This window comes from Photobacterium rosenbergii (genome assembly GCF_033022775.1).
GTDB lineage: Bacteria > Pseudomonadota > Gammaproteobacteria > Enterobacterales > Vibrionaceae > Photobacterium > Photobacterium rosenbergii_A.
In genome coordinates this window covers 259,858-285,501 of sequence record NZ_JAWJZI010000003.1, presented here as the reverse complement: position 1 = coordinate 285,501, position 25,644 = coordinate 259,858, and the positions used below count along the sequence as shown (strand labels likewise).

At 44.8% G+C, this 25,644-nt stretch carries 19 protein-coding genes, 4 tRNA genes and 1 pseudogene; 20 read left to right on the top strand and 4 right to left on the bottom strand.

The window, feature by feature from the left end:
- Positions 1-3: 3 nt before the first annotated feature.
- Positions 4-77 (top strand) — tRNA-Cys (locus R2X38_RS09225).
- An 86-nt stretch (positions 78-163) separates the two neighbouring features.
- Positions 164-237, top strand: a tRNA-Cys gene (locus R2X38_RS09220).
- 44 nt (positions 238-281) lie between these two features.
- On the opposite strand, the gene R2X38_RS09215 is transcribed toward R2X38_RS09220, so the two are convergent.
- Together R2X38_RS09215 and R2X38_RS09210 are read right to left on the bottom strand one after the other, a co-directional pair.
- On the bottom strand, positions 282-887 hold the full coding sequence (locus R2X38_RS09215) for a LysE family transporter (protein WP_317521941.1): 606 nt from the start codon (positions 885-887) through the stop codon (positions 282-284).
- A gap of 488 nt (positions 888-1,375) precedes the next feature.
- A complete protein-coding gene (locus R2X38_RS09210) occupies positions 1,376-3,619 on the bottom strand; it encodes an acetyl-CoA hydrolase/transferase C-terminal domain-containing protein (protein ID WP_317521940.1) in 2,244 nt (747 codons plus the stop codon).
- Between the two features lie 328 nt (positions 3,620-3,947).
- Between R2X38_RS09210 and R2X38_RS09205 the strand changes: the two genes are divergently transcribed.
- On the top strand, positions 3,948-4,313 hold the full coding sequence (locus tag R2X38_RS09205; protein ID WP_317521939.1) for a phasin-related domain-containing protein: 366 nt from the start codon (positions 3,948-3,950) through the stop codon (positions 4,311-4,313).
- Positions 4,314-4,446: 133 nt separating this feature from the next.
- Positions 4,447-6,123 carry a wax ester/triacylglycerol synthase family O-acyltransferase gene (locus R2X38_RS09200; protein ID WP_317521938.1) on the top strand — a complete coding sequence of 559 codons (1,677 nt, stop codon included), beginning with the start codon at positions 4,447-4,449 and terminating at the stop codon, positions 6,121-6,123.
- Between the two features lie 186 nt (positions 6,124-6,309).
- Here the strand turns inward: R2X38_RS09200 and R2X38_RS09195 are convergent, their stop codons facing one another.
- Positions 6,310-6,576 (bottom strand): acyl-CoA-binding protein, encoded by a 267-nt coding sequence (locus R2X38_RS09195; protein ID WP_317521937.1) that lies wholly within the window; start codon positions 6,574-6,576, stop codon positions 6,310-6,312.
- Between the two features lie 361 nt (positions 6,577-6,937).
- Between R2X38_RS09195 and R2X38_RS09190 the strand changes: the two genes are divergently transcribed.
- The 16 genes from R2X38_RS09190 (at position 6,938) to R2X38_RS09120 (ending at position 24,153) form a co-directional block, all read left to right on the top strand.
- Positions 6,938-8,575, top strand: coding sequence for a choline dehydrogenase (locus R2X38_RS09190; protein WP_317521936.1), 1,638 nt, complete (start codon positions 6,938-6,940; stop codon positions 8,573-8,575).
- A gap of 249 nt (positions 8,576-8,824) precedes the next feature.
- Positions 8,825-9,922 (top strand): alpha/beta hydrolase, encoded by a 1,098-nt coding sequence (locus R2X38_RS09185; protein ID WP_317521935.1) that lies wholly within the window; start codon positions 8,825-8,827, stop codon positions 9,920-9,922.
- Between the two features lie 147 nt (positions 9,923-10,069).
- A complete protein-coding gene (locus R2X38_RS09180; RefSeq protein ID WP_317521934.1) occupies positions 10,070-10,831 on the top strand; it encodes a metalloregulator ArsR/SmtB family transcription factor in 762 nt (253 codons plus the stop codon).
- A 52-nt stretch (positions 10,832-10,883) separates the two neighbouring features.
- Positions 10,884-11,378, top strand: a complete 495-nt coding sequence (locus tag R2X38_RS09175; RefSeq protein WP_317521933.1) for a dual specificity protein phosphatase family protein — start codon at positions 10,884-10,886, stop codon at positions 11,376-11,378.
- A gap of 357 nt (positions 11,379-11,735) precedes the next feature.
- The gene (locus tag R2X38_RS09170) at positions 11,736-12,737 is read left to right on the top strand and encodes an ArsJ-associated glyceraldehyde-3-phosphate dehydrogenase (protein ID WP_317521932.1); all 1,002 of its coding nucleotides are present in this window, start codon (positions 11,736-11,738) and stop codon (positions 12,735-12,737) included.
- A gap of 93 nt (positions 12,738-12,830) precedes the next feature.
- Complete coding sequence (arsJ, locus tag R2X38_RS09165; protein WP_317521931.1) at positions 12,831-14,060, top strand: organoarsenical effux MFS transporter ArsJ; 1,230 nt, start codon at positions 12,831-12,833, stop codon at positions 14,058-14,060.
- A gap of 244 nt (positions 14,061-14,304) precedes the next feature.
- A tRNA-Gly gene (locus R2X38_RS09160) sits at positions 14,305-14,378 on the top strand.
- Between the two features lie 64 nt (positions 14,379-14,442).
- Positions 14,443-14,529: transfer RNA gene (locus R2X38_RS09155), tRNA-Leu, on the top strand.
- A gap of 666 nt (positions 14,530-15,195) precedes the next feature.
- The gene (locus R2X38_RS26790) at positions 15,196-15,696 is read left to right on the top strand and encodes a toxin-activating lysine-acyltransferase (RefSeq protein WP_411184904.1); all 501 of its coding nucleotides are present in this window, start codon (positions 15,196-15,198) and stop codon (positions 15,694-15,696) included.
- Complete coding sequence (locus tag R2X38_RS09150) at positions 15,686-17,050, top strand: MchC protein (RefSeq protein ID WP_317521930.1); 1,365 nt, start codon at positions 15,686-15,688, stop codon at positions 17,048-17,050. Before R2X38_RS26790 ends, R2X38_RS09150 begins: the two co-directional genes overlap by 11 nt.
- Before the next feature lie 11 nt (positions 17,051-17,061).
- Positions 17,062-18,237 carry a glycosyltransferase family 2 protein gene (locus tag R2X38_RS09145; protein WP_317521929.1) on the top strand — a complete coding sequence of 392 codons (1,176 nt, stop codon included), beginning with the start codon at positions 17,062-17,064 and terminating at the stop codon, positions 18,235-18,237.
- A 52-nt stretch (positions 18,238-18,289) separates the two neighbouring features.
- Positions 18,290-18,535 carry a hypothetical protein gene (locus tag R2X38_RS09140; RefSeq protein ID WP_317521928.1) on the top strand — a complete coding sequence of 82 codons (246 nt, stop codon included), beginning with the start codon at positions 18,290-18,292 and terminating at the stop codon, positions 18,533-18,535.
- A 548-nt stretch (positions 18,536-19,083) separates the two neighbouring features.
- Positions 19,084-20,067 (top strand): radical SAM protein, encoded by a 984-nt coding sequence (locus R2X38_RS09135; protein WP_317521927.1) that lies wholly within the window; start codon positions 19,084-19,086, stop codon positions 20,065-20,067.
- Between the two features lie 27 nt (positions 20,068-20,094).
- A complete protein-coding gene (locus tag R2X38_RS09130) occupies positions 20,095-21,381 on the top strand; it encodes an HlyD family secretion protein (protein ID WP_317521926.1) in 1,287 nt (428 codons plus the stop codon).
- A gap of 2 nt (positions 21,382-21,383) precedes the next feature.
- On the top strand, positions 21,384-23,534 hold the full coding sequence (locus tag R2X38_RS09125; RefSeq protein WP_317521925.1) for a peptidase domain-containing ABC transporter: 2,151 nt from the start codon (positions 21,384-21,386) through the stop codon (positions 23,532-23,534).
- Positions 23,521-24,153, top strand: coding sequence for an acyltransferase (locus tag R2X38_RS09120; RefSeq protein ID WP_317521924.1), 633 nt, complete (start codon positions 23,521-23,523; stop codon positions 24,151-24,153). The genes R2X38_RS09125 and R2X38_RS09120 overlap by 14 nt, the downstream gene beginning before the upstream one ends.
- 154 nt (positions 24,154-24,307) lie before the next feature.
- On the opposite strand, the pseudogene R2X38_RS09115 reads toward R2X38_RS09120, so the two are convergent.
- Positions 24,308-25,485: pseudogene (locus R2X38_RS09115) on the bottom strand (IS3 family transposase).
- Positions 25,486-25,644 lie beyond the last annotated feature (159 nt).

Below are 25,644 nucleotides of genomic sequence, written 5' to 3'. Positions count from 1 at the left end.
GTTGGCGCGTTGGCAGAGTGGCTATGCAGCGGATTGCAAATCCGTGGACCTCGGTTCGACTCCGGGACGCGCCTCCATTATTTCGGTTCTGGTGCCTTTGGGCGGTAGCAACCAAACAAGCGACCTAATAGTGATAGCTAAATAGGTACGTTTGGCAAAATTTGGCGCGTTGGCAGAGTGGCTATGCAGCGGATTGCAAATCCGTGGACCTCGGTTCGACTCCGGGACGCGCCTCCATCATTGAAGGCCTAGCGGCAACGCTAGGCCTTTTTTGTTGCTTTTCATCCAGCCAGCTCGATAAAGTTATTCACCCCAAATAGGCAAATCAGCAAACCGCCCAGTAACTGCAAATAAAACGGGAAGGTAATGCTGTCATCATCTTTTAGCGCAAAACCAGAAATGGCAAGCAAGCATTGGACAATTAAACTACCCACAAACACGGCTCCGGCAAGTTGCATGGCAAACAGTAAGTCTACCTGCTCGGTGGAATGGCCGATAAATGCAGAGAGCGCAATGATGGCTATCGGGTTGGCAAGTGTCAGGTAAAAGGCAGAACGAAAGCCTAATTTTTTTGTCGGACGGTGTACCCTAGCGAGGAGCTTAGTGTTTTTCATGGCATTGAACATCATATAGAAGCCCATGAAAATGAGTACCCAAGAAGACAGTAGGATGATTTGGTAGTGGTACTGATCGAGTTTACTGATCAATAGGCTGCCGGTCACGAAGCTTACCAACGCATAGCAATAGTCAGCCAGTGCTGCGCCCGCAGCACTGCGAACGGCTGCCATGTAGCCATGATGCATCCCATTATTGAGTACTAAAATGGCTATTGGCCCGACGGTCAATGACAATATAATGCCGAACAGAATGGCTTTCATCACTTCCATAACTCCCCCCACTATTTATCCCACCGCGTCTGATTTGGTTATTGGAATTTCGGTGGTTTTATTTAAATCATAGTCAGGAATGGAAATGATGTGCTAGAAGAAACAATAAGAGTTTTAGCGGTTTACAACGTATGAGACAGTCATGGTGAAATAGTACAAGAGGGGACTAGTGTATGAATAACTCTTTAGGGATAGCCTAGGCTGAATGCTCCCGGAAGCTGGTAGGGCAGCCTCCGGGAGGGGATTCTTTTTATTTGTCTGCGTCGACGTCTGCTTCTTGCTTACGTTTTATCGGCTGGTCGCCAATTGTCGTCTTTCCTGGGCAGATTCTCTTGACCGGACACTTTGGACAGCCCCACACTGCAGCGTACGGGCATAGTGCCATTTCCTTGCTTTTCTTCGACATTGAACACCTCTTTGCTTGTTTGCTTTTCTTAATGTAACAAGGCTGGGCCACAGAAGTGGCCCAGCCTTTATTTACGCGATGATCACTTCACAAGTTCAGCGATCACCAGTTTGCGTGTGATTTTTTCTTGTAGGTTTTCCGGTTTATCAAGGCCAACGCGCTTGAGCAGAATATCAATATCATGGCCAGGCTTTGGAGCCGACAACGATTGGGCGATAGCTTTCAGCTTGCCAGTAGGCGTCGCACATTTAGACTTCAGCGCCTTCAGCGCTTTACCCAGTTTCAATTCTTGGTCGGTGAAGCAACATCCAAATGGGAATGGGCCGAAAATATCCTGGTCAGTGTACTTCTTGTAGAAAGCCTGAATCGCTTCTGGCGTGTTGTTGGCATACTCTTTCGGGATTTGGTAATCCTTGGCCACTTTTCCGGCTGCTTTGGCTTCTTCTAGCAATTGCTGCTGGAAGCGCGAGTCGGCAATCTTGATAAGCTCGGTGTATACCACGTGGTCTGGTTTACTACGCAAGTTGGCAATACCGTACTCAGTAACCACGATATCTCGCAACTGGCGTGGAATAGTGTTATGGCCATAGTTGAATAGGATGTTCGAGCGCAGCTTACCGTTACGGAAAGAGCAGCTACGGATCTTGATAATAGAGCGGGATTCGCGCATTTGGCCTGACTGGGCAACAAAGTTGTACTGGCCGCCAACGCCACTGACCACTTGACCGTTTTCCAGCGCATCGGAGACGACCGAACCATCTAAGGTGACCATCATGCCCGAGTTCATAAAGCGGGCATGCTGGCGCTGGGCCTGTTTAAGCTGCTGGCTACCAAGGAAGTGATCATACAGGTCATTGACATAGTTCACGCTGGTCATGCAGAACTTGTCGTGATCTTCCTGGGTAAAGTTGTTCAGCTCTTGGTAGAAATCTTTCGGGCCGATGAAGAAAGCACCGTGCATCACTGTACCGCCTTTTAGGCGTTGGCCTAGTGCGTATTTAGTGATCCACTCAAGGGCATCCTTGTCTTGGATATTAGCTTTACTGGTGCCATCGGTGGTTTTCAGTTTGCCGTCTACAAACTCTACTTTGTCGTTGAAAATACCAAAGCGCTTGAGGTACTTAACGTCTGCTTCGGTTAGCTCGGCAGAAATCGCTTCACGCTCAAGCAGTGCCAATAAGGTCATTACCGTCACTTCGTGAGTGATCATTTCATCGTTGAGCAGGCGCTGGATCGTTAGGTCTTCAAATACTTCACGCTTGAGGATACCGGCACGGTAAAGGTGGACAAAGCCATCGACCATTAGCTCACTACAGCCGTAGAGGCCTTTCTCGAAGGTACTTGTATCACCCACTTCTTTGCAGACAGGGAATTTTTCGTAGATGTTCAGCTCAGACAGCATTTTGTTATACATGCGGTTTTGCTGGTGGCGAACAAGGGCGCTGTAGGAGAGGGCACTACTAAGGGAGCCGATCCCCACTTGAAGGGTACCGCCGTCTTTGATCAAGGCGCTGGCGTAGAGGCCGATCATATGGTCTTCCGCAGAAATGCTGGCATGCGGAGCAGCAAACAGTTGGTAGTCTTTGTGATCAGGCAGGCTGTTACCATCTAGGATGAAATCGAACTCAGAGCTCGCCACTTCAGCATGGTTTTGCATGAAAGGCATGTTGCTATTTACTTCGCCAATGATAGCAATCGGCGTGCCCTTTGCTTTTAGCTTATCTATTTCAGGGATAAGATCTAAAGCCAGATCAGAGTTACTACATAGGCTGTAGGTCGTTACACCGTCAACAGTGCGTGCAGCGACCAATTGGCCAATGACGTTGACCCCTTTATCCAGCAAGTCACGAACAGCATGGGTGTAGTTGGTAGATGTGTAGTTTTGCTGCTGTGGTGAATTCATAAAGCTACCGGCTTTGAAGAAGAATTCACTGATAGTGATGTTGCTAGGGACTTTGCCAGCACGCAGATCCATGATGTAGTCAAGATCAGGGACATCTTCAAACTCGCGGGCAACGAAGGGTTCTAGGAAGCCGCGTTCAATTTTGCTTTTGCCGATTGGCTTTTCTAAAGAGATCCCGGTTTCGATCCGCAGATTGATGCTTGGGTCTTTCTTCGCTCGTTGGTACAGCGCATTCATAAAGCTAACAGGCTTACCGATGGCTAGTGGGGCGCCAAGGACAATGTTCTTACCGACAGTAGCAATGATTTGATCAACCAGATCGTCTGGCTTAGCGATAACTTTTGCGGGAGCTTTCGTTGTGGAGTCAGACGCTTCAAGGGATGGGTTTGGGTATGATGAATCTACGATTTCTAAAACTGACATAGTGCATTCCTTGTTCGATATTATTCATATATGTTCTTATTGTTGTTATCCCCTCATTGTTGCGCCTGAACTTAGAGCGTTCACTCTATTTTTGGACAAAAAAGCCCCAAATTTTGTCTAGTGTGTGGTTTTGGGACTTTAGTCACGTGTATGCGCAATCGGCATTGCTAATGTGTAGGCATACCATGAAACCAGTGATTCTTACCGGCAGGGCGTTGTGTGAGCTGCTTACCAATTCCTTGGTTGAATTAGAAAGATTGATCTAATTCTAATTGGTAGGGTTTAAGCATCGAAAAAGATATTTCTCTGATTTATTGAGGATAAAGTGATGATTACTCCTAAGAAAATTATTGGCACTGTAAAATCGGCCACCCAGATGGGTGAGTCTTCTGTCCGTACTGTGATTTGGGCTGGCCTAGGCGCATACAGCAAAGGAACTGAGCAAGTAGGTATGGCGCAGCACATAGTAAGCAAGCAAATCCAAGATTTGGTTTCCAAAGGCAGCGAAGTGGAAACTGAAATGGTTGAGCGAATTAAAGATACCAAGCGTGGTCTGTTCGGTCAGGCTGAGTCGCAATTCAATCATGCTTTCAACGCAACTTGTGGTATCGACCGCGATCGTTTTAGCAATTTCGAAGATAAAGTGGACCGTCTTCAAGAGATGGTAGAAAAGCTGGCTGAAAAGTCGAAGTAACGGAATTTACACAATAGCGACAATGGCAAAGGGACAGACCTTGATTGGGTGGCATTAGCCCCAGCAAGTTATCAAGTCAGGAGTTAATGCTCACCCGTCAGACCATGCCACACCGCAAGAAAGGATTAGATTTATGCCGAGTTTGTCTCTGCTGGATTTCAGCTTCATTGCCTTTGAAACGGCAAAAACCCCTATGCATGTTACTGGCTTGGTCATTCTTGATCCGCCAGAAGAGCATGCCGGGACCTATGCCCAAGAACTCTATGCCAGTTTCCTGCAGCAGCCGGAAATGGTGCCACCGTTTAACTGGAAGCTTAACTGGTCACTGACAGGCCGCCCGAGCTGGACCACGGTAAACCACGTTAATTTGGAAGATCACCTGCGTATTACCATGCTTCCGTCCCCGGGAAACGAGCAGCAGTTGCAGCAGGTAGTGGGTCGCTTGCACAGCCAGGTGCTGGATCGTAGCCGCCCGATGTGGGAAGTGTGGGTGATCGGCGGGCTTGAAAATAACCGCGTGGCGCTAGTGCTGAAGATCCATCATTCGATGGCTGATGGTGTTCGCGCCAGTAAGATCTTTACTCAAAGCTGTTCGACTTCAGTTGAAGAGTCATTCAGTAAGCCAATCTGGCAGTGTGATTTAAGAAAAACATCGCGTCAGCGCCGTGAAGAATCCCACCTTACCGATATGGTGATGAAAACAGCCGTGGCAGCGACCAAGCAGATTTCCCTGATCCCATCAATGTTCAGGTTAGGCAGTAAATTGGCACTAAAAGCGGTGAACATTGCTGATTGCGACTTGAAAGTACCGTTTACTGCACCGAAAACGCCTTTTAACCTGAGCCCAAAGCGCAGCCGTGCGGTTAGCCTAGGCCATTTTTCTATCAAGCAGCTGAAACACATTAGCCGCATCACTGGCGCGTCGATGAACGATATTCTGTTCACCATCAGTGATATCGCGCTGAACCGTTACCTGAACGACAGGGCGATCCCAATCCGTAAGCCATTGGTGGCGATGATGCCTATCAACTTGCGCGCCAAAGGGGATGAAGGAAAATCGGGCAACAAGATGTCGATTGGTCACGTTGAGCTGGGTAAACAAGGCTTGTCTCCACTTGAGCGCCTTGAGTCTATCCAACATGCAACAACGGATCTGAAAAACGAAGCCCTGAATATTTCGCCAGATGCTTACATCAACTACTCGTTGCTGGTAAATGGTGTTTCACTGTTCAGCGGTAAATTTGGTTTGAATAACTTCATACCTCCAGCCAGTAACCTCCTTATCTCCAATGTACCAGGTGCCAAAGAAGAGCTTTACTTCATGGGTGCCAAGGTCCGCGAGCAGTACCCTGTATCTTTGCTGATGCCGGGCCAAACCTTGAACATTACCTTCTTCAGTAATGCCGACACTATGTACTTCTCGTTGGTGGCCTGTAACCAGTCGCTACCGGGCTTCGAGGTGATCACCGACTACATGTGTGATGCCTTTGCCGAGATTGAGCAGGAAGTGATGGAAACGGCGGCACAGGCTGTTGCCGAGCAGCTTGGTTATCAGCATGATGAGTCGTTGGCGGTCGAACTGGCTGTTGAAGCGGCGCAGGAGTCGTTGACACCAGAAGATGATGAGTTCGAAAGGCTTTATCAGGAAAAGCAGCGTAAAGTGGAGGAGCTTGAAAAGCAGTTGGCAAAACTGACCGAAATGCTATCAGCCACTGTCGATATTGACCCGGAAACCCCTGCGACTAACCAGGACGAAATCAGCCCTGCACCTCGCAAAGTGAGAGTGAGAAAGGCCAAGAGCGCTAGCTAGTTAGCCAAGATTACTCGCAAGATAGTACTGCTGTTTAAACCTTGCAAAGCCAGAACCGCGAAAGTGGTTCTGGTTTTTTTAGTTGTAACTGATTGTTTTTCAAAGACTGGCGGAGGAGGGCACACATAAACAAAAAAAGGCCGCAATGCGACCTTTCATAAAAGTTGGGAGCGAGTTGTATGAGGCTTATGCGTAAGCGGCAGTCAGCTCACCGACTTTGTCGACATACTGCTGCATCGCCGTTTCTGCATCCATACCTTTTAGTTTTTCCCACGCGTCGTATTTCGCGCCGCCTTTGAAGTCAAACATGCCAGGGCGCTTGCCTTTCACGTCACCTTCAGTTGCTTGCTTGAACAGCGAGTATAGTGCTAGTAGCTCGTCGTTAGATGGGCGTTTAGTCAATGCTTTTACGTCAACTTGAGCTTGTTCAAAACTCGCTTTTAGATCTGCCATGATGTGTTCCTTTACTTGTTCCTAGCCAGCACAAAACAGTGTGCCGAGATAAAAGATGAAAACTCTTTGCGCCCAGTAAATGGACAAGAGAAAACCGTTAGGTTTAATGAATTCAGAAAATGCTGTATTCCTTTAGCCAATACATATTTGCACTGGTCTGAGGTCATGTCTCCTATTGAATGCAAAAAGTTTAATATGGATCACTATTTAATTTTCAGTGATGAAATAATTCATAATCTGTGAGGTATTTGCCCAATCAGAATTAAAATACACTATGATTAAATGAAACAAAAAATAGATGATAAAGACTGGAATTATTAATTGGCTGGCTGAACAAGGATTATTCTATTGAGGGAAAGCTATGTATGACTTCATTATTGTAGGGGCGGGTTCGGCAGGATGCGTGCTTGCAAATAGACTATCATCTGATCCTTCTTTAAAAGTCTGTCTCATTGAGGCCGGCCCAAAAGACAGTAGTCCGGTTGTCCATGTTCCGTTGGGCATTATCGGCATGATGCACTCTAAGAAAATGAACTGGCGCTACTACACCGACAAAGAACCGAACCTGCAAAGCCGCCAACTGTTCTGGCCTCGGGGCAAGACCTTGGGAGGAAGCTCCTCATCCAATGCCATGTGCTACATCCGCGGCCATGCTAGTGACTATGATGAGTGGTCAGCGCTGGGTAATAAAGGCTGGAGCTATGATGAAGTACTGCCGTATTTCAGGAAATCAGAAACCCAAGAGCGGGGGGGCGATGACTATCACGGTGTTGATGGCCCATTACATGTGTCTGATTTGCGGATAAATAACCCGCTTTCTGATGCATTCCTCAAGGCGGCAGCACAGGCAGGCCATAACATCACCACTGACTTTAACGGCAAGGAACAACAAGGAGTCGGTTATTACCAAGTGACGCAAAAAAATGGCCAGCGCTGTAGCTCGGCAGTGGCTTACCTTCGCCCAGCCGAGCCGCGTTCAAACCTGACGGTTATTACTGATGCAACCACAACTAAGGTACTGATTGAAGAGGGTAAAGCAACAGGGGTTGAGTACCTAAAAGGCGGCCAGCAACATCAGGTTTTGGCGAGCAAAGAGGTTATTCTAAGTGGCGGCGCAATCAATAGCCCACAGTTGCTGATGCTCTCTGGTGTCGGGGACCAGCAAGAACTCGAAGCCCATGGTATTGAGGTAAAACACCATCTACCAGGGGTCGGCAAGAACCTCCAAGATCACCTTGATGTGCTGGTTGTAACCCGTGAGCGTACTTTCCATTCTGTCGGTTTTTCGCCTGTTGCTCTAACTAGGGCAATCAAAGGAATCTTCGATTACCTATTGTTTAGAAAGGGTAATTTTACGACCAATATTGCTGAGGCTGGAGGGTTTGCCAAAACATCTCCTGAGCTTGATAAACCGGATGTCCAGTTCCATTTCTCTCCGTGCTACCTGGATAACCATGGGCTGAATTTATGGCAAACGGTGAAGCATGGTTACTCGTTACATGCTTGTAATCTAAGACCAAAAAGCCGAGGCAGCTTGGAGCTGGTCAGTGCAGATCCGCTAGAGCCGCCACGTATAACCGCGAATTACCTCAGTCATCCCGAAGACATGGAAGTCATGCTTAAGGCGATCAAGTTGTCACGGCAGATATTGAAACAGGCTGGGTTTGATCATTACCGCGGCAAAGAGGTCTTCCCGGGTAAGGAAGTACAAACTGATACGCAGTTAGAAGAGTTTATCAGGCGCAAGGCGGAGTCGATTTATCACCCGGTTGGCACCTGTAAAATGGGCAATGATGACCAAGCTGTAGTCGACGATAGACTGCGTGTTCATGGGTTGAAAGGGCTGCGTGTTGTGGATGCGTCGATTATGCCAACCTTGGTTGGTGGTAATACGAATGCACCTACCATCATGATTGGTGAAAAAGCAGCTGACATGATATTGGATGATATATCTATTAGCGAAACGAATATTTCCAAGCTGAAAGATTGTGTGGCATAAATAGTTTATCTTAACCTTTAAGGCACGATAGTAATACTTTTATCGTGTCTTTTATTTTTATCTAAAAGTTAGTATGAATATTCTAATTATTTATTCTATTATAATCTGTTACTTCTAACTATATATTTGTTTCTTAATTATCTAATTAAGATTAAATATCTACCTTTCTTCTCCCTGCTAAAATCGGTTGTTAATTCTAATCCATATGCTTAATATCAGATAAATAGATGGTATTTATTTGAGGTAGTAATGATTTCTAAAAACGAATGGAGCGAAAAGCTCAAAAGCCTCAAGGAAGATATTTCTAGCAAAGTGATAGAAAACTCGGAGTTTGCCAAACAACGGGTGGTTGAGTTGCTGGAGCACGGATTGCCGCCAGCTCAAGGGGATGCTTTGCTAGCAAGTTTCAATGGTTTGGTTGGTGACCATTTACTGCACAGAAACAGTCGTTTCGCCATACCTATGGTATTCACTGATCATACCCAGCATTTAAGCGATGATGCCGAAGCGCTTGAGCGCCAGATCCCTGATGCGTCGGGGCGTATCGTATTGTGTGTCCATGGCTGGTGTATGGCTGATAAAGGTTGGGTCAGGAAAGGCCACGATCACGGTAAGCAATTTATCAATGCGGGCTATACCCCTATCTACCTGTGGTACAACACCGGCAACCATATCTCCCTCAATGGTGAAGAGTTTGCCTTCAGGCTGGAAAAGCTCTTGCAGGCTTGGCCTTGTGAGGTCAAAGAGCTGGTGATCATCGGCCATAGCATGGGCGGTTTGGTAACGCGCAGTGCCTGTTACTATGCCGGCATTAACCAGCTACAGTGGCTGCAGGTGCTCCGTACCTTTATTACTTTGGGGACACCGCATAATGGTGCACCACTGGCGAAGCTAGCTTGTTGGATTGATGAACAAGTGGCAGATACACCTCAGCTGAAGTTTTTGCAAAAACTGGGGGAGATTCGCAGTAGTGGCAGTAAGGATCTCAGCCGGGGTTACATTGTTCATGAGGACTGGCAGGCACCGACAATTCCTTTCAAACAAGCGGATCAGGACACAGCCACTGGCACGGCGTTGATCCAACGGCCTACGTTGCCTGATACGGTTCAGTGTTATGCTATTGCGTCTTGCCTTGGCAAGAACATTCAGGATGAAAACAACCGCAAGTTGGGGGATGGGCTGGTGCCTGTATCCAGTGCGCTGGCAGAGAGCTCGAAAGGGGTGCTGGCGCTGAACTATCCAGCTGAACATAAATGGGTTGTTGGTGGGGTTGATCACCTCGATTTGCTCAATCATCCTGCTGTCGCGGCGAAAATCAGTGAGTGGGTGCTGGCTAATACGCTGTAACGCCAATAGCAGCTGCTTCAGAAACTTACCATTTTAGCGTCTGAACTTACCTAATAAGCGCCTGACTGATTCATTACGCGGGGATTTACATATAATGGAAAGCATATATAATGCTTTCCATATGTATTATTTGCTGCCGCGAGTCACATGAAACGCATCTTATTTTTATGTACCGGAAACTCAGCCCGTTCTCAGTTAGCAGAAGCCGCTTTGCGGCACATGGCGGGTGAGCATTACCAAGTTGTTAGTGCAGGGATGGCACCAGAGGAAGTGGATCCTCGTGTTTACCGTGTATTGGCCGAGCGCGGCATCAATAGCGATAACTTAAAGAGTTGTTCGGCTGCTGATCTTGAAGGGCAGCACTTTGATACCGTTATCACCCTTTGCGACAAGGCCAGTAATGAATGTGCCTTGTTCCCTGACTCAGACGCACTCCTTCACTGGGATTTTAAAGATCCCAAGCCACAGAGCGGCGATCAACCTTTTCGTGACACCTTAGACGGCTTGGAAAGTCGTATGGCATTGTTTCTGATGCTGAACGGTGAAGAGCACGATTCGGTGATTGGCCCGGTTGAATTATTTAAAGTGCTTAGCGATCCGCTACGCCTGCGTATCTTGATGTTGATTGAAGATGAGCAAGCGCTGACCGTTGGCGATCTGGTCGATGTGCTTGGCGTGAGCCAGCCTAAAGTCTCCCGCCATCTTGCCTTGCTGCGTGACGGTGGTGTGCTGGAGACCCAGCGGGAAGGGCAGTGGATTTTTTATCATTTGGCTAAGCAATTGCCGGTTTGGATTCGCCATATCCTTGCTACCGTGAGAAATGGTAATCCGGGCATGATCAACGACGAGAAGATCAAACTCAGCCACCGTGAAGAGCGCAAAAAGCCAGGCTTTAGCAAAGTTAGCTAGTATTTTGTTTTACGATTAATTAGAAGTAAGTTACTTATTTATAGGTGCAAATATGTCAAACACACACCCATTCTGGACCCTGCCTTTAGAAGATAGCGGCAAACTGCTACTGACTCCATGTCCAGGTACCAAAGAGGTTTCTCTGCACGACTCGCTAGTGCAACTAAAAGAAGCTGGAGCAACAGCAGTACTGACAGCCCTTGAGCCAGAAGATCTACCGGAAGGTGGTTTGGAAACCTTGGCGGAAGAGTGTCGTGGCCTAGGTATGCGTTGGTTCCACCTGCCTATCGAAGATGACTGTGCACCGGGTGCTCAGTTTGATGCAAACTTCCCTGAAGCTAACAAAGCCGCTCAGGCCATGTTGGATAACGGTGATGCGATTGCTGTTCACTGCATGGGTGGTTCTGGCCGCACAGGTTTGATTGCAGCACGCATTATGCTTTCTCGCGGTGCAGAACTGAACTCAACAATCGAGAAGATCCAAGCACTTCGCCCAGGTGCCTTCCAGCGTCAGCCGCATATCGACTACATCCAGCAGTACAAGTAAGTCACTGTCGTTAGGCTTTCCTTACTCATAGAATGCCCTGCCTTTGCAGGGCATTTTTGTATCTGTCGTTTCTCCCATTTACTCAGCCATTCTCTCTTCCATCCAGTCATTTCCTTGCTCTTTCGTGACTGTAGCTTGGCAATGGCATAACTATAATTTGCCTTGTGACCCCCTCAGAAAGCGAAGGAAAAGCGCCTATCTCAGTACCTAACGTCACCGGGCTGTGTCCTTGGCAGTTACAGTAGTAATTAATTGAAAAAAGATCTGGAAAAGCGGTTCGGATCTGACTAGTATATGCGGCATACCATATATATGCTAAATCATATGTTAAAGTTAACGGTTTAAGGAAAGTGGATTATGGCTATCAAAGTAGGCATTAACGGTTTTGGTCGTATTGGTCGTTTGGCGATGCGTGCTGCGTTTGACTGGGAAGAAGTGGAATTTGTTCAAATCAATGATGTGGCAGGTGACGCAAAAACATTAGCTCATTTGATGGAGTTCGATTCAGTACAAGGCCGCTGGCATCATGCTGTCACTTCTGATGGCCAATCGATGCAGATTGGAGATTCTGTGATCCGCTGTACGCAAGAGCGCGATATCGATGCGGTAGACTGGTCTGGTTGTGATGTGGTTCTAGAAGCAACCGGTGTTCACCGTGAAATGGAATACCTGAACAAGTACCTAGCACAAGGCGTTAAGCGTGTTGTCGTTTCTGCGCCAGTGAAAGATGACAGCGTGTTGAACGTGGTAGTGGGTGTGAACGATTACCTGTTTGATGCTGACAAGCACAAGATTGTTACGGCAGCGTCTTGTACTACCAACTGTATTGCCCCGGTTGTTAAGGTTATCCACGAGAAATTCGGTATCGAGCAGTCGTCATTTACGACGATTCACGATCTGACAAACACGCAAACTATCCTAGATGCGCCGCATAAAGATCTTCGTCGTGCCCGAGCATGTGGTATGAGCCTTATTCCAACCACTACTGGTTCTGCGAAAGCGATCATTGATATCTTCCCTGAGCTTGAAGGCAAGATTAACGGCCACGCGGTTCGCGTACCTCTAGCTAATGCGTCACTAACAGACATCATCTTTGACCTAGGCCGCGATGTGACAGCGGAAGAAGTTAACGCTGCACTGAAAGAAGCGTCTGAAAACGAGCTTGCAGGTATCCTAGGCTACGAAGACCGTCCACTGGTATCTATCGACTACAAGGGTGACCAGCGCTCAACCATCGTTGATGCACTATCAACCATGGTGGTGAACGACCGTATGGTGAAAGTGTACGCTTGGTACGATAACGAAATGGGTTACGCAACCCGTACTTCTGAGCTAATCCGTAAGGTTGGTTTAGCGTAAGTAACACAGTACCAATGGCCAGTCCCAGTTATTGGGGCTGGCCTTCGTAATATGTAGCGGTACACAGCAACAAACAGTAGAGTGAGTTATTGCATGATTTCGGCTATTGCCAACCTCTCCAAAGATGTTCGCCAGTACATGCTGGTGACATTCAATTACTGGAACTTCACCATTACCGACGGCGCATTGCGTATGTTGGTTGTCTTACATTTCCACCAGTTGGGTTACAGCTCGCTGCAGATCGCCTCGCTCTTCTTGTTCTACGAATTTTTTGGCGTCGTTACCAACTTGATTGGTGGCTGGCTGGGTGCCAAGCTGGGCCTTAACCGCACCATGAATATAGGTTTGGCGATGCAGGTCGGTGCGCTGGTAATGCTAGCGGTACCATCGGCGTATCTGACTGTACCTTGGGTGATGCTGGCGCAGGCGGTTTCGGGTATCGCCAAAGATCTCAATAAGATGAGCGCCAAGAGCGCGATCAAAACCTTGGTACCGGATGAAAAGCAGGGTGCATTGTACAAGTGGATCGCTATCCTGACCGGTTCAAAGAATGCCCTCAAAGGTGCGGGCTTCTTCATTGGCGGATTGCTGTTGGCCGTTGTTGGCTTCAAAGGCGCAGTTCTAGCTATGGCAGCGCTATTGGCGTTGGTACTTATCCTGAGCTTGGTGTCACTAGAAAAAGACATGGGCAAGGCCAAGAACAAAATCAAGTTCAAGCAGATCTTCTCGAAAAGCGAGAGCATCAATATTCTCTCAGCAGCCCGTATGTTCCTGTTCGGCGCAAGGGATGTCTGGTTTGTTGTCGCGTTGCCAATCTACCTAAGCCAGGTGTTTGATTGGGACCATACCATGGTCGGTGGTTTTTTGGCCCTATGGGTAATTGCCTACGGCTTTGTCCAGGGTATCGCACCGAAAATTACCGGTAAATCGAAAGGCACAGTGCCTGACGGTCGTGCCGCGATGGGTTGGGCCGGTTCGCTGAGCCTTATCACTATGGGTGTTGCCCTTGGCGTGCAGTTCAACTGGCAGCCTGAGTTTACTATTGTGGTTGGCTTATTGATCTTCGGCGCGGTGTTTGCGGTTAACTCTTCACTGCACTCATACCTGATTGTGAGCTATGCCAAAGATGACGGTGTTTCACTGGATGTCGGCTTCTACTACATGGCCAATGCGATGGGGCGCTTGATTGGTACCGTGCTGTCTGGTTTGGTTTATCAGTATGCGGGGTTGGCAGCATGTTTGTGGGTATCGGTGATCTTCTTGGTACTGACAACGATTATCTCAATCCGCCTGCCTGCACACCCTGAAAAAGCGGAAGCTTGATTACGCGATGTCATCGCTGAATCAATAAAACGCTTATATTTTATAGCCCAGCCACCGAGCTGGGCATTTAGTATGAGAAGACTAGGAAAATTGCAAATGTATTGATTGAAAAATGTGAGATATTTCTTCGTCTTGATCGAGTTTTGTTCATTTAAATCAGAACATTAAAAAAACGCATTGACTCATTTCTGTAATCGGTTAAAGTACATCTCGTCTTAAGGGCAAAGCCCACAAGAAGCAATGCGACACTAGCTCAGTTGGTAGAGCGCAACCTTGCCAAGGTTGAGGTCACGAGTTCGAACCTCGTGTACCTAGTCGGCCACGTCTCTCCAAATTAAAAGATGGTGTTTACTGTACTAAACGGCATCGCAAAGAATTGCGTGCCCTGGTGGTGGAATTGGTAGACACAAGGGATTTAAAATCCCTCGGCGTTCGCGCTGTGCCGGTTCAAGTCCGGCCCGGGGCACCATCTATAGAAAGCCCGCAAGCAATAGCTTGCGGGCTTTTTTGTTTTCCGTGTCTCGTCCTGAAATGTGTTTACACATTAAGGACTTATTATGATAACACCAAGCAACCCTACATTAAGCTCACCCGACGTGATTATATATTGGGCTTTAAATTACAGGTTGTAGCCTCTGTCGAAAAAGGCGATATGACCTATAAACAAGCCCAATCTATCAATGGTATCCAAGATCGCTAAACTGTCCTTACTTGGTTTAGAAAACACGGTAAGATGGTTTGGACACAATCGCCAAGTAGACACGCTATATCCATGTAGTGGTACACTAAGTGAGTACTAAAGTTTTTACTCCTCTAAATTGGTCATAATCTAAAGGAAATCTCAATAATCTGGCACTACTTGTTAATTTGATATTCCTTATCAGTAAGACTGATAGTGCTTGTGGTACAAGGGACGCGATAAGAAATGGGAGCAGGGTGGCAACCCTTAAAGTAAAGAATACCGAATAATAGTGCCAAGTGGTTACATTTATATCGCGTAACGTTGCAATAATTATGTTTATCAACAATTTCTTGTGTGTTGTGATACGAAGAAAATAACTAATACGGGTGAGTTAATTGAAAGTATAGCGTTTAGTGGTAGAAATACTAAATAAAACCAGTTCTGTAGGTTGTAATGAAAAATAGTTCTGTTTCATTTTTTAATAGTCAAATTTCTGGATTACCTTATGGGCCCTTGTCAAAGGTAGAAGTTACCCATGAACTAGGCATATTTATAGAGGTAATGGCTAAATGTAATAAACGTAGTGAGCTAAATTTGGCTTCGTTTTTACACTGGATAAAACCGGCGGTAATTCATAGGCAGTATAAGTTTTTGAAATTACCTAGTGATGTTGGTTTCACGGGTTACGTTGTATGGGCATGGGTAGATGAATTGACGTTAAGAAATTATATGACACAGCCTAGGTTTTCGCTCAGTCCAATGAACTGGAATGAAGGGGTAAATTTAATAGTTGTCGATTGGTTCGTAGAAAGAAATAGTGCAAGTCAGCTAAAGGAGCTATACAAGTTTGTAATGTCATCCACAAGTATAAGTAGGAAAGATGTCAATATCTGTATTCGGGACAGCAAGGGAAATGTTTCCAGAACGAATAAACGGAGTATTTATGGGTACTGAACTACTACAAACATATAAGTTAGTTGGAACAGACAACACCCCATGTATAGGCAATGACTTGCCTGAAGAGTCTTTTGTTTCATTTGATGCCTATAAGCTAAATGGAACAGAAGTCGTTTGGATTAATAAAGAACTTATACAAAAATATAATATCGAATTCGATGAGGACTTTATTAAAGACGAGCTGATTAAGAACTTTAGTTATGTATCCAAGGGCTATACCAAAAAAACAAGGATGGTAACTAATGATAAAAAACAGTTCATGGCAGATCAGTATGGTTCGAGACATGAGGTATGCAATGGCGGTAGTGCTAGGTGCGGATTAAATGGACATTTCCAAATTAAGGGTATTGGGCGTAACCCTCTAGTAGCTGCAAATATGTCTGAAAGTCATTCACACGGTAAGTTGTTTATTGATGAAGCAATCAGTGAAGCGATTTGGGGCGAAATCTGCCATCAGCATTTGCCCTACGGAGCGATACGCACGTTAGCCATTATCAAGACGAATACAAAGCACAAGTTTGGGTACTTAAATGATTCACCTGATAAACACTGTGCCTTAGCTATCAGAGAAGTTTCTGTACGCCCAGCCCATTTTGAGCGTTGCACCTTTTTTTGGCCAGAGGAAAGTTATGGTTATCTTCGTGATAATGATGCGAATCGCGTAAGAAAGGCTGTGCCCTATCTCTCTAAGTTGTTGTTGGGTAGAGCTGAAGGCGCTTTCCTTGGAGATGCTCTTAATAAAATGATAGATCGTTTGTCTTGCCAGATTGCAGCATCCAGAGTGAAAGGCATCCCACATGGTTCCTTGACGAGTTCGAACATATCGGTTGATGGCCGGTTCTTGGACTTTGGCACCATTACGGCTGTGCCAGATTTCGGTAATTATGTATTGGCAAATGGTGTTGGTGCCGTATGGGATGACCATGAACTCATAGAATCCTGGCTTATTAATTTCATTGACACTCTCAATCATTACTCGGAAGGCGAATTGACAACAAGTCAAGTAAGAGAATATTCGTCAGAATTTTCGAGGTTACTTGACGAATATGAAAATAAGTACTTGTTAATAGAGCTAGGAGTTGAGGATCATTCAGATTCAAATTTGCTACAAGCTAGTCGTTTAAAGGAGCGGCTTAAAAGCGATGAGCGTAGGATGATCACTCGCTTTAATGATCAAGAGTTTCGTCAGAATGTTCTCATAGAAGCAGAGAATTTGGGGTTTAATATTAATTATATTGGGTTTCCTTTACGAAAGGCCAAATATTCATCCTTTACTATGCTTCAAGGACACTTGAATACAAAGTACGACTATCAATCTGTTAGTCAGCTTATTAATAGTTATTTGTCATAAGTGAGATGGTTATGATTGAAGTGATCGAATTAATATTAATTGCTACTTCTTTACTGTCATTTATTACGACTCTAGTTTTGTTTGGGTGTTATAAACTAAAAAAATCGAAGTGCAAAAATGAAAACGACCCAGAAGTTTCTGTATTTTTACCTTTTTATAATGAGAATGAAGAGCATTTAGTATGTGCATTGAGCAAGCTAAATGAACAAAACTATTCAAGTCGAATTCAGGTGATTGTTATTGATGACGGCTCTACAAATAATGCAATAGGTAGGGTTAAAGAATGGATTGCTAAAACCGAGGTAAAGCATGATTTCCAAATCGTTGAAAGGGCTGTAAATGGTGGTAGGAAAGGCTTCGCCTTAGATCATGTTCTAGATCTTGACGTAGCCTCCGGGGATGTGTATGTCGTTGTAGACAGTGATACTTTTATTGAGCCCAATGGTATCTATGAATTGGTCACTAAGCTTTGGTCCGATGAAAAATACGCTGCTGTTTGTGGGTATATCACGCCAGAGAATCATAAAGACAGTTTTATAGGTAAGCTGCAACACTATGAACATATTAGCTTTTATGGCGCAATAAGAGCCGCGCAAGACAAACTTGGTTGCGTTCCAGTATTAGCAGGCGCGTTCGTAGCCCACCGAGCTTCAGTTGTGAAAAACTTAGGGGGGTGGAGCGAGTGGTTAGTCGAAGATATTGCTTGGTGCTGGAAGGCAATATCTAACGGTTACCGAACAGGCTATGCACCTAACGCAAAGGCAACAACACAGTGCCCAACTGATGCAAAGGGATTGTTTAATCAACGCCGGCGTTGGGCTCGGGGACGAGTAGAAGCTTATACAGAAGCTTGGAAGACACATTGGATAGCAGGTCTATGCGCATCTCCTTGGTTTTTACTTACGACGGCACAGTATATATTTCCATCTAGCATTATTTTGTTTGGGTTTATGGTTGCAACGGGTATTTGGATTCCAATTGTAATCGGTGTTGCCAATATACTTGTCTATTTTTTACTGGTGAAGTCTTATATAAGAGACTTTGATTTGTCTAGTGAATTATCAAACCGGCAAGTGATCAAAGCACCAATATATTCAGCCCTATTAGAGTCTATTACATGGCTACCAAACTTGCTTGGATACTCAGATGAGATTTTGGGTAGGAAAAAGGGCTGGTTAACAAGATAGTTTCTATGAGCACAGTACTCTTTTACTGTAATTTAATATAAGGAAATAACTTATGTATAACTTAAACAAAGAAGAAATCTGCCTGGTTGATGGCGGTGGTGATGGGCTTGGAAAATTAGCTTGGGAAGGTGCTAAATGGGTAGGAGGAAACTTGGCATGGGGAGCGTTAACTAATTCTTCCTCATATTCTAACAATCCAGCACGTACAGGTTCGAATCAAACGTATGGTGGCCAAGGTCGTGATACTGGTGGTTGCACCATGCAAAGCGGCGGAGCAATGGCTCACGGGCGATGCTAAATCTTTATAGGTAGGCCTCTGAGCCTACCTATCTATTTTTTAAGTTGAGAACTAGACTAAATATGTTTCTATACAACTCTAATCAAGCGGTAGTTTCTTACATTCTAAAATCATTCCTATTATGTGCCGTCGTGGCCATATTTACGGCTCTAATTCTCGATTATTTCGAAGTTTTTCAAAGTGAATCTCCATCAGAAAATATTACGTTTTATGACGTAATAGGAGGAAGTTTAGTTTCACCTTTTTTAGAAATGATTATTATATATGTATTAGTCTCGATGTTAGGATGGTTTACCGAGAATAAAAACACCAAGTCTATTATCGTTGCAATTATTATATCTTCTATTCATAGCCTAGTTTTTCCATTTTGGGGGGTGGTATCATTTTTTTCATTTTTCGTTTTTTCCATTTCATACCTAGTTTGGTCTGTAAAAAAAAGATGGCTGGGAATTGTCGTTTCCATATCTATCCATTGTTTGCTTAATTTTTCTTCTTTACTTTTTGTTTATCTTGGTCAGTTTTATTACTCATAACTATAGGAAGTGTTAATGATCGAGTGTAAGAGCAGGCTTTTAGCTTTTAATATAAATTGGGCTTTGATGAATATCTGTAACTACAGTTGCAGATACTGTCACCTAGACTTAAATAGTGGTTCTATAAAATCACCATCGTATGAAGTGGTGTTGAAGTTTGTTGAAAAAATTATGGCTAATTCAAGAAACTATGGACTAACTCCATATTTTGAATTCGGTGGTGGTGAGGTAACTCTTTTTCGAAGATTCGGTCAACTTGCTAAAACAATTCATGGGAATGATGGCAGAGTAAGCATTGTATCCAATGGCTCGAAAAAGGTTTCTTGGTGGCAAGCCAATGCTAAGTATTTATCTGGAGTGAGTCTTAGTTATCATATTGATGAGACCAAGAGCAAATCTCATTTTATTGAGGTCTCTAAAGTTCTAGAAGCATCCCAAACCACGCGTTTTCATGTCAATGTCATGATGGTTCCTGAGCGATTTGATGATTGCTTCGAGTTTGCTAACCGACTCAAACAAGAAGTTCGTTGCTCTATTGCTCTTCAACCACTTTTTGAAGGCTTTGGACATGGCGGGATTACTAAGAAGTATTCTTATACCCCCGAACAAGAACAAATTATGAAAGACTTTCGAGGCCGACCGGAGCTTAAAACACTACCTCCTTCAATGGCTGAACTAGAAGTTAATTATGCCGATGGTACAACAAAGAATTTGTCTACCTTTGACCTAATTGCCAATGATCAAACTAATTTTGTTGGCTGGGATTGTTACGCAGGTATTGATAGTTTAGTCGTGACGTTCAGCGGCGATATTTATCGCTCTTGGTGCATGCAAGATGGGCCAATTGGTTCCATTTATGATGAAAATATTGAGCTTCCTACTAATCCAACCAAGTGTCGAACGAAGATTTGCCAGTGTGGTGTCGACCTGTCGGCTAAAAAAGTTAATACAAAGCTAATTTCAAATAGGCAACAAGAAATTGCAGTGACGCAGCTTTAGTCTCAATTGTTGAGGGAAGGATTACCCGTGGTAGCAAGAGCCAAGCATTTATATCGGCCAGAGTATTTTGAGGCGCAGAAGTCAGACAATCAAGGCTCGATTTTAATCGATGCTTCTTTGAATCAGTATTTATTTGTAGGTGCGTCTGTGTTTGTTCTGATGACTATCATTTTTTTCGTTGTTTTTGCCGAATATACTCGCAGAGACACACTGAATGGAGTGGTAAGTCCGACTGGCGGTATTGTTAAGGTACAGTCTAACGATGAAGGATACGCCGAAAATGTATTCGTCATCGAAGGTCAAAAAGTGCTCGCTGGCGAGCCATTATATGAGATCAAAACCGAGAGATATGATGAGTTTGGCCAGGGTGTAAAAAAACGTATTGTTACTACCATTGAAAATCAGATTGCTCTGCTAAATGAACGTCGAAATAAAGAAGTAGAAAAATCTCAACATCAACTAGAGATGGTTGATGATGACCTCGTACGCTTGTCAGAAGAGGCAGGAATACTGAAAACTGTCGTCGACTTATCTGAACAAGAGCTAAGCCTAGCTCAAAGCCTAGTTGATAAGCAGCAAGTGTTAGCCAACAAACAGTTCATCTCTTCGATTGAACTTCAAAGACAAAGACTCGAGTTAATAACACTAGAAGCTAAGGTACAAACACAGCATCTTAGTCTACAACGATTGGTCAGAGAAAAGGCCAAGCTGGAAGAAACGAAAGATACACTTCAGTTGGAACTTGACATTGCTCTACAGGAAATAGACCGCCAGCTACAACAAATCGCTCAAAGTAAAATCGAGTACTTTTACCAAGCAGACACTCTGGTTGTATCACCGATTGACGGCGTCGTCGCGTCAATTTTCGTCAAGGAAGGCCACTCAGTTAACAAAGGTCAACCTCTACTTGTTGTTATTCCAGAGGGTGAAGAACCAGTCGTCGTTGAGCTTTACGCGCCCAGCCGTAGCATAGGCTTTATTCAAGAGGGCCAAGATGTACGCTTACGGTTTGATGCGTTCCCTTATGAAAAGTTTGGTGTTCAGCAAGGCGTTATCGCATCCATATCAAAATCTGCAGTTTCTGCGGAGATGTTACCAAATAGCCCACTTATACAAAGTCAACTTTCTCGTACTCATGGTGGTGTGGGTTTGTACCAAGTGAGAGTCAAGTTAGATAAACCAACCATCACGGTATATGGAGAGGAGCAAATGTTTGTGTCAGGAATGACATTGACCGCAGATATTGAGCTGGATACACGTAAGGTTTACGAGTGGCTGTTAGAGCCTTTGTATACCATTAAAGGGCGAATGTAACGATGAATGCAGAAGGGCTAATAGATTGGGGGTGGGGGAAGAAACTCCCTTTAATCCGACAGACAGAAAAGGCGGAATGCGGCATCGCTTGCTTAACGATGGTTGCCGATTGGCATGGGTACAAAACCGATCTTAGGTCGTTGAGGGCAAAATGTGGCATTACTCAGCATGGGATGTCGTTTGCGCGGCTCATTGAGTGTGGTGCACTTCTCAATCTTTCGGGTCGAGCGGTGCGCTTAGACCTAAATGAATTAGAACAATTAACCACTCCTTGTATTTTGCACTGGAATCTAAATCATTTCGTTGTGTTAAAGAAAGTGAGTGGGAAGAAAATTGAAATTCACGATCCTGCGAATGGAGCATTGACACTGAGTCATGATGAGGTAAATAAACATTTCACAGGAATCGCTCTAGAGCTAACACCAACTCATGACTTCGAGGAAAAAGTAGAAAGCAAAGCTGTTCGGTTATCAACCCTTATCGGTAAGACAGTTGGCCTAAAAGGGGCGCTAGGACGGATTTTTGTTTTCGCCTTAGTATTGGAGGTGTTAGCCCTCACTTTGCCCATCTTCAATCAAATCGTGATTGATGAAGTGTTGGTTGGGTATGATAAAAACCTTCTTGTCCTCATCATCGGATCCATGCTGATGGTAACAGCGACTCAAACCCTGATCGGTCTTGCCCAGCAATGGGCTACCATCAAGCTCTCAGTGAACTTTAATATGCAGTGGGCTGCGAATGTTTTTCATCACTTGTTCCGGTTACCCATAGATTGGTTTGAAAAAAGGGATATAGGGAGTATCAGTGCTAAATTTGCCGCCGTGGATGTCATTCAGCAGACGTTAACAACCAGCGCAATTCAAGCACTGCTCGACTTAGTGTTAGTCGCCGGCACGCTGTCGGTTATGTTGGTTTACAGTCCTCAACTATCACTAATTGCCATCGCCGCTGCGTTAGGTTACATCGCACTCAGGTTTGCGTGGTTTGGCGCGTTTAAACGCGCTGAAGAAAATACTTGGGAAGCCAGCACTCAAGAAGAAAGCTATTTCATTGAGACAGTTCGCGGTGTATTGAGCTTGCGAGTAAATGGTACCTTACCTTGGCGAGAGTCGGCTTGGAAAAATCTTAACATTAATCGCAGAAATGCGCAGTTACACGAGCAAAAGCTCGGGATGATCTATAACACAATGAATGTGACCATCGTTAGCCTTGTATCTGCGGGTGTTCTTTGGTTTGGCGCAAATTTGGTGTTGGATGGGTTCTTTACTATCGGTATGTTGATGGCGTTTCTTTCGTATCAAGGGCGTTTTTCTGCCAGCATTAGTTCACTAATAGATAAGTACTTCGAATTTAAGATGTTATCTGTGTACAACGAGCGTTTAGCGGACATAGTCTTAACCGAAAAAGAGACGGATAACATTCCTGGTGTCATGGGGCAACCTATTGAAACTAATGGCCAGGGTGATAATGTCATCGAGTTTGACGATGTTTACTTTTCCTATGGAAAAGATCAACCTCCTATTCTTAGCGGTGCGAGTTTTAGCGTTAAAAATAATGAAATTGTTGCGTTAGTCGGACCATCAGGTTGTGGTAAGTCAACGATATCGAAACTTCTGCTGGGCATATACTCAGTTACCTCTGGAGGCGTTTACTATTTTGGAAATAAGTCGACGGTCTCTAAATCACTTAGAACTCAAGTCGGAGCGGTACTTCAAGAAGATCAACTGTTTAGTGGTTCGATAATCGAGAACATTACGTTCTTCACTGGCGACTTAGATGAAGAGTGGTTAGTTGAATGTGCTCGTAAAGCTGGTGTTCATGATGATATTGAACGCCTAAATATGGGTTATCACACGCTGGTAGGTGAAATGGGGTCAAGTCTTTCCGGGGGGCAAAAACAAAGAATCCTCATCGCGCGAGCTTTGTACAAGAAACCTAAGCTTCTGGTGCTGGATGAAGCGACAAGTAGCTTAGACATCTATACAGAGTCGTTTGTCTGCCAGATGTTTAAAGAAATCAATATTCCTATTCTGATGATTGCTCATCGCCCAGAAACTATAGCTTCAGCTGACCGAGTTTTGCTCATGGATGGTGGTTTAGTACAGGAAATCCCTAATAATTTTAAGCAGGAAGCTCAAAATGTATCACTCTGAAAGAATACTATGCCCAGATAATCATTCTGAATTATCTGAAATTCAATTAATGGAACAATATAGCAAATACTTTGGGGCGGATAATTGGGTAACATTTTCTGGGTGCCCATCTATTACCTTGACTAAAGCCAGCTCTAAAGGCTTCGAAAGTTTACCCAAAAGGAGTGGGGTGATTGCCATCGATTCAGGCTGTTACATCGAATCTTCTAACTTTCCTGCCTTTCCTTCGGGTATCACCAAGCTGACTAGCGTTTCAGTTAACGACAGACCTTTTGGTAAGATAATCATTGGCAAAGGGTGTGTGCTCCAAGGAACTTCCATTTGTGCTTATGACAAAGTTTCTATAGGAAACAATGTGATTTTTGGACCCAATACAGTGATTATGGACTGTAGCGGCCATGCTCTTTCAAATCGAGGCCATCCTGATGAACTTGATAACGTAAATGCCAAGCCGGTTACAATCGGCAATGATGTTTGGATAGGTTACGGGTGTATTGTTCTTCCTGGTGTCAGTATTGGCGATGATGCAGTAATTGGGGCTGGTAGTGTTGTTACAAAGGATATTCCCGCCAATTGTATGGCTGCAGGCAACCCTTGCACAGTAAAAAAATGGAACTAAATTAATTAAAAATGGAGTTCATAAAATGAGATTCCATTGCCTTTCGCTATTATCGCTAGCTGTGTTATCGGGTTGTAAAAGCCCCCAATTGTTTTCATGCCAGAACATAATGAGAAGGTATCTGGAAGTACACTTGTCTGTGATGGTGTAGTGGTCAACTAAAATTGGCCACCTCTTTATAAGTTTCCCAGTACTGCCTTTCCGATTCATTCGGTGTTAGGCCACCATTGTACTGGTGCGGTCTGATTTGGCTGTAATATCTAATGATGTAGCCAACAATACTCTTCCTAGCTTCGGATAAGCTACGGTAGCCGCAAGCTGGCACCCATTCAGTTTTTAGACTTCTAAAGAAGCGTTCCATCGGACTGTTATCCCAGCAATTTCCTCGACGAGATAAACTCTGTTTAATCTGATATCGCCAGAGTGCTTGACGGTACTTTCGACTCGTGTAGTGACTACCTTGATCACTGTGGAATAACACATCTGAGGGCTTACCTCGCGACTCATAGGCCATCTTTAGCGCCTTACTTGTCAGTTGGCTATCGGGTGAAAATGACATCGCCCAACCGATCGGTTTACGTGCAAAGAGATCGATAACAACTGCAAGATAACTCCAGCGATTTCCGGCCCAAACATAGGTCACGTCGCCGACCTAAACCTGATTAGGAGCAGTCACAGAAAACTGTCTGTCTAAATGATTTGGAATTTCAATGTGCTCCTGAGCTGCTTTGCTGTAGCGGTGTTTGGGAAGTTGTCGGCTAACCAGCTCGAGCTTTTTCATCAGCTTAGTCGCTCTGTAGCGAGAGAGCTTGATGCCTGAGTTAGTTACGATACTCGCAATGGTTCTAGCCCCAGCTGAGCCATTGCTGACGCTGTGAGCCTCATGAACTAGAGCACGTAAACGGACGTCTTCTGCAGATTGAGTCTTGGGCTTCTTAGACCAATACTTAAAGCTGCTTCGATGAATACCAAACACCTTACATAGCTTTGAAACACTGTAGCTCTGTTTGAGTTTCTCGATTATCGAGAATTGTTCAGTGAGTCCGACATCAACAGAGCAGTAGCCTTTTTTATGATTTCATTGTGCTCTTCCAGCTCCGCAATCCGCTTTTTAAGCTCACGGATCTCGATTTGCTCAGGGGTGAGCGGCGAAGCTTTCGGAGTTACACCTTGCCTCTCTTGCTTGAGCTGTCGCACCCACTTATCCATAGCTGACTTGCTTACATTCATAGCTTCCGCTGCTTCAACGACGGTATAGCCTTGGTCAGTGACCAACTGAGCGGCTTCTAGCTTAAACTCGGGACTGAAAGTTCTTCTGGTACGTTTTGCCATAGTTTCACCTGTTGTGTACGAGGTGCATTCTAACACCTCTAATCAGGTGGCCAAATTAACTATGCCACTACATGGCCCCATATCTGGCGATAGCGTTTTTGCAAAGTCCGGTTTCTTTGCTTAGGCGAGCATATGTCACGTATCCCCAGCCTTCAGCAA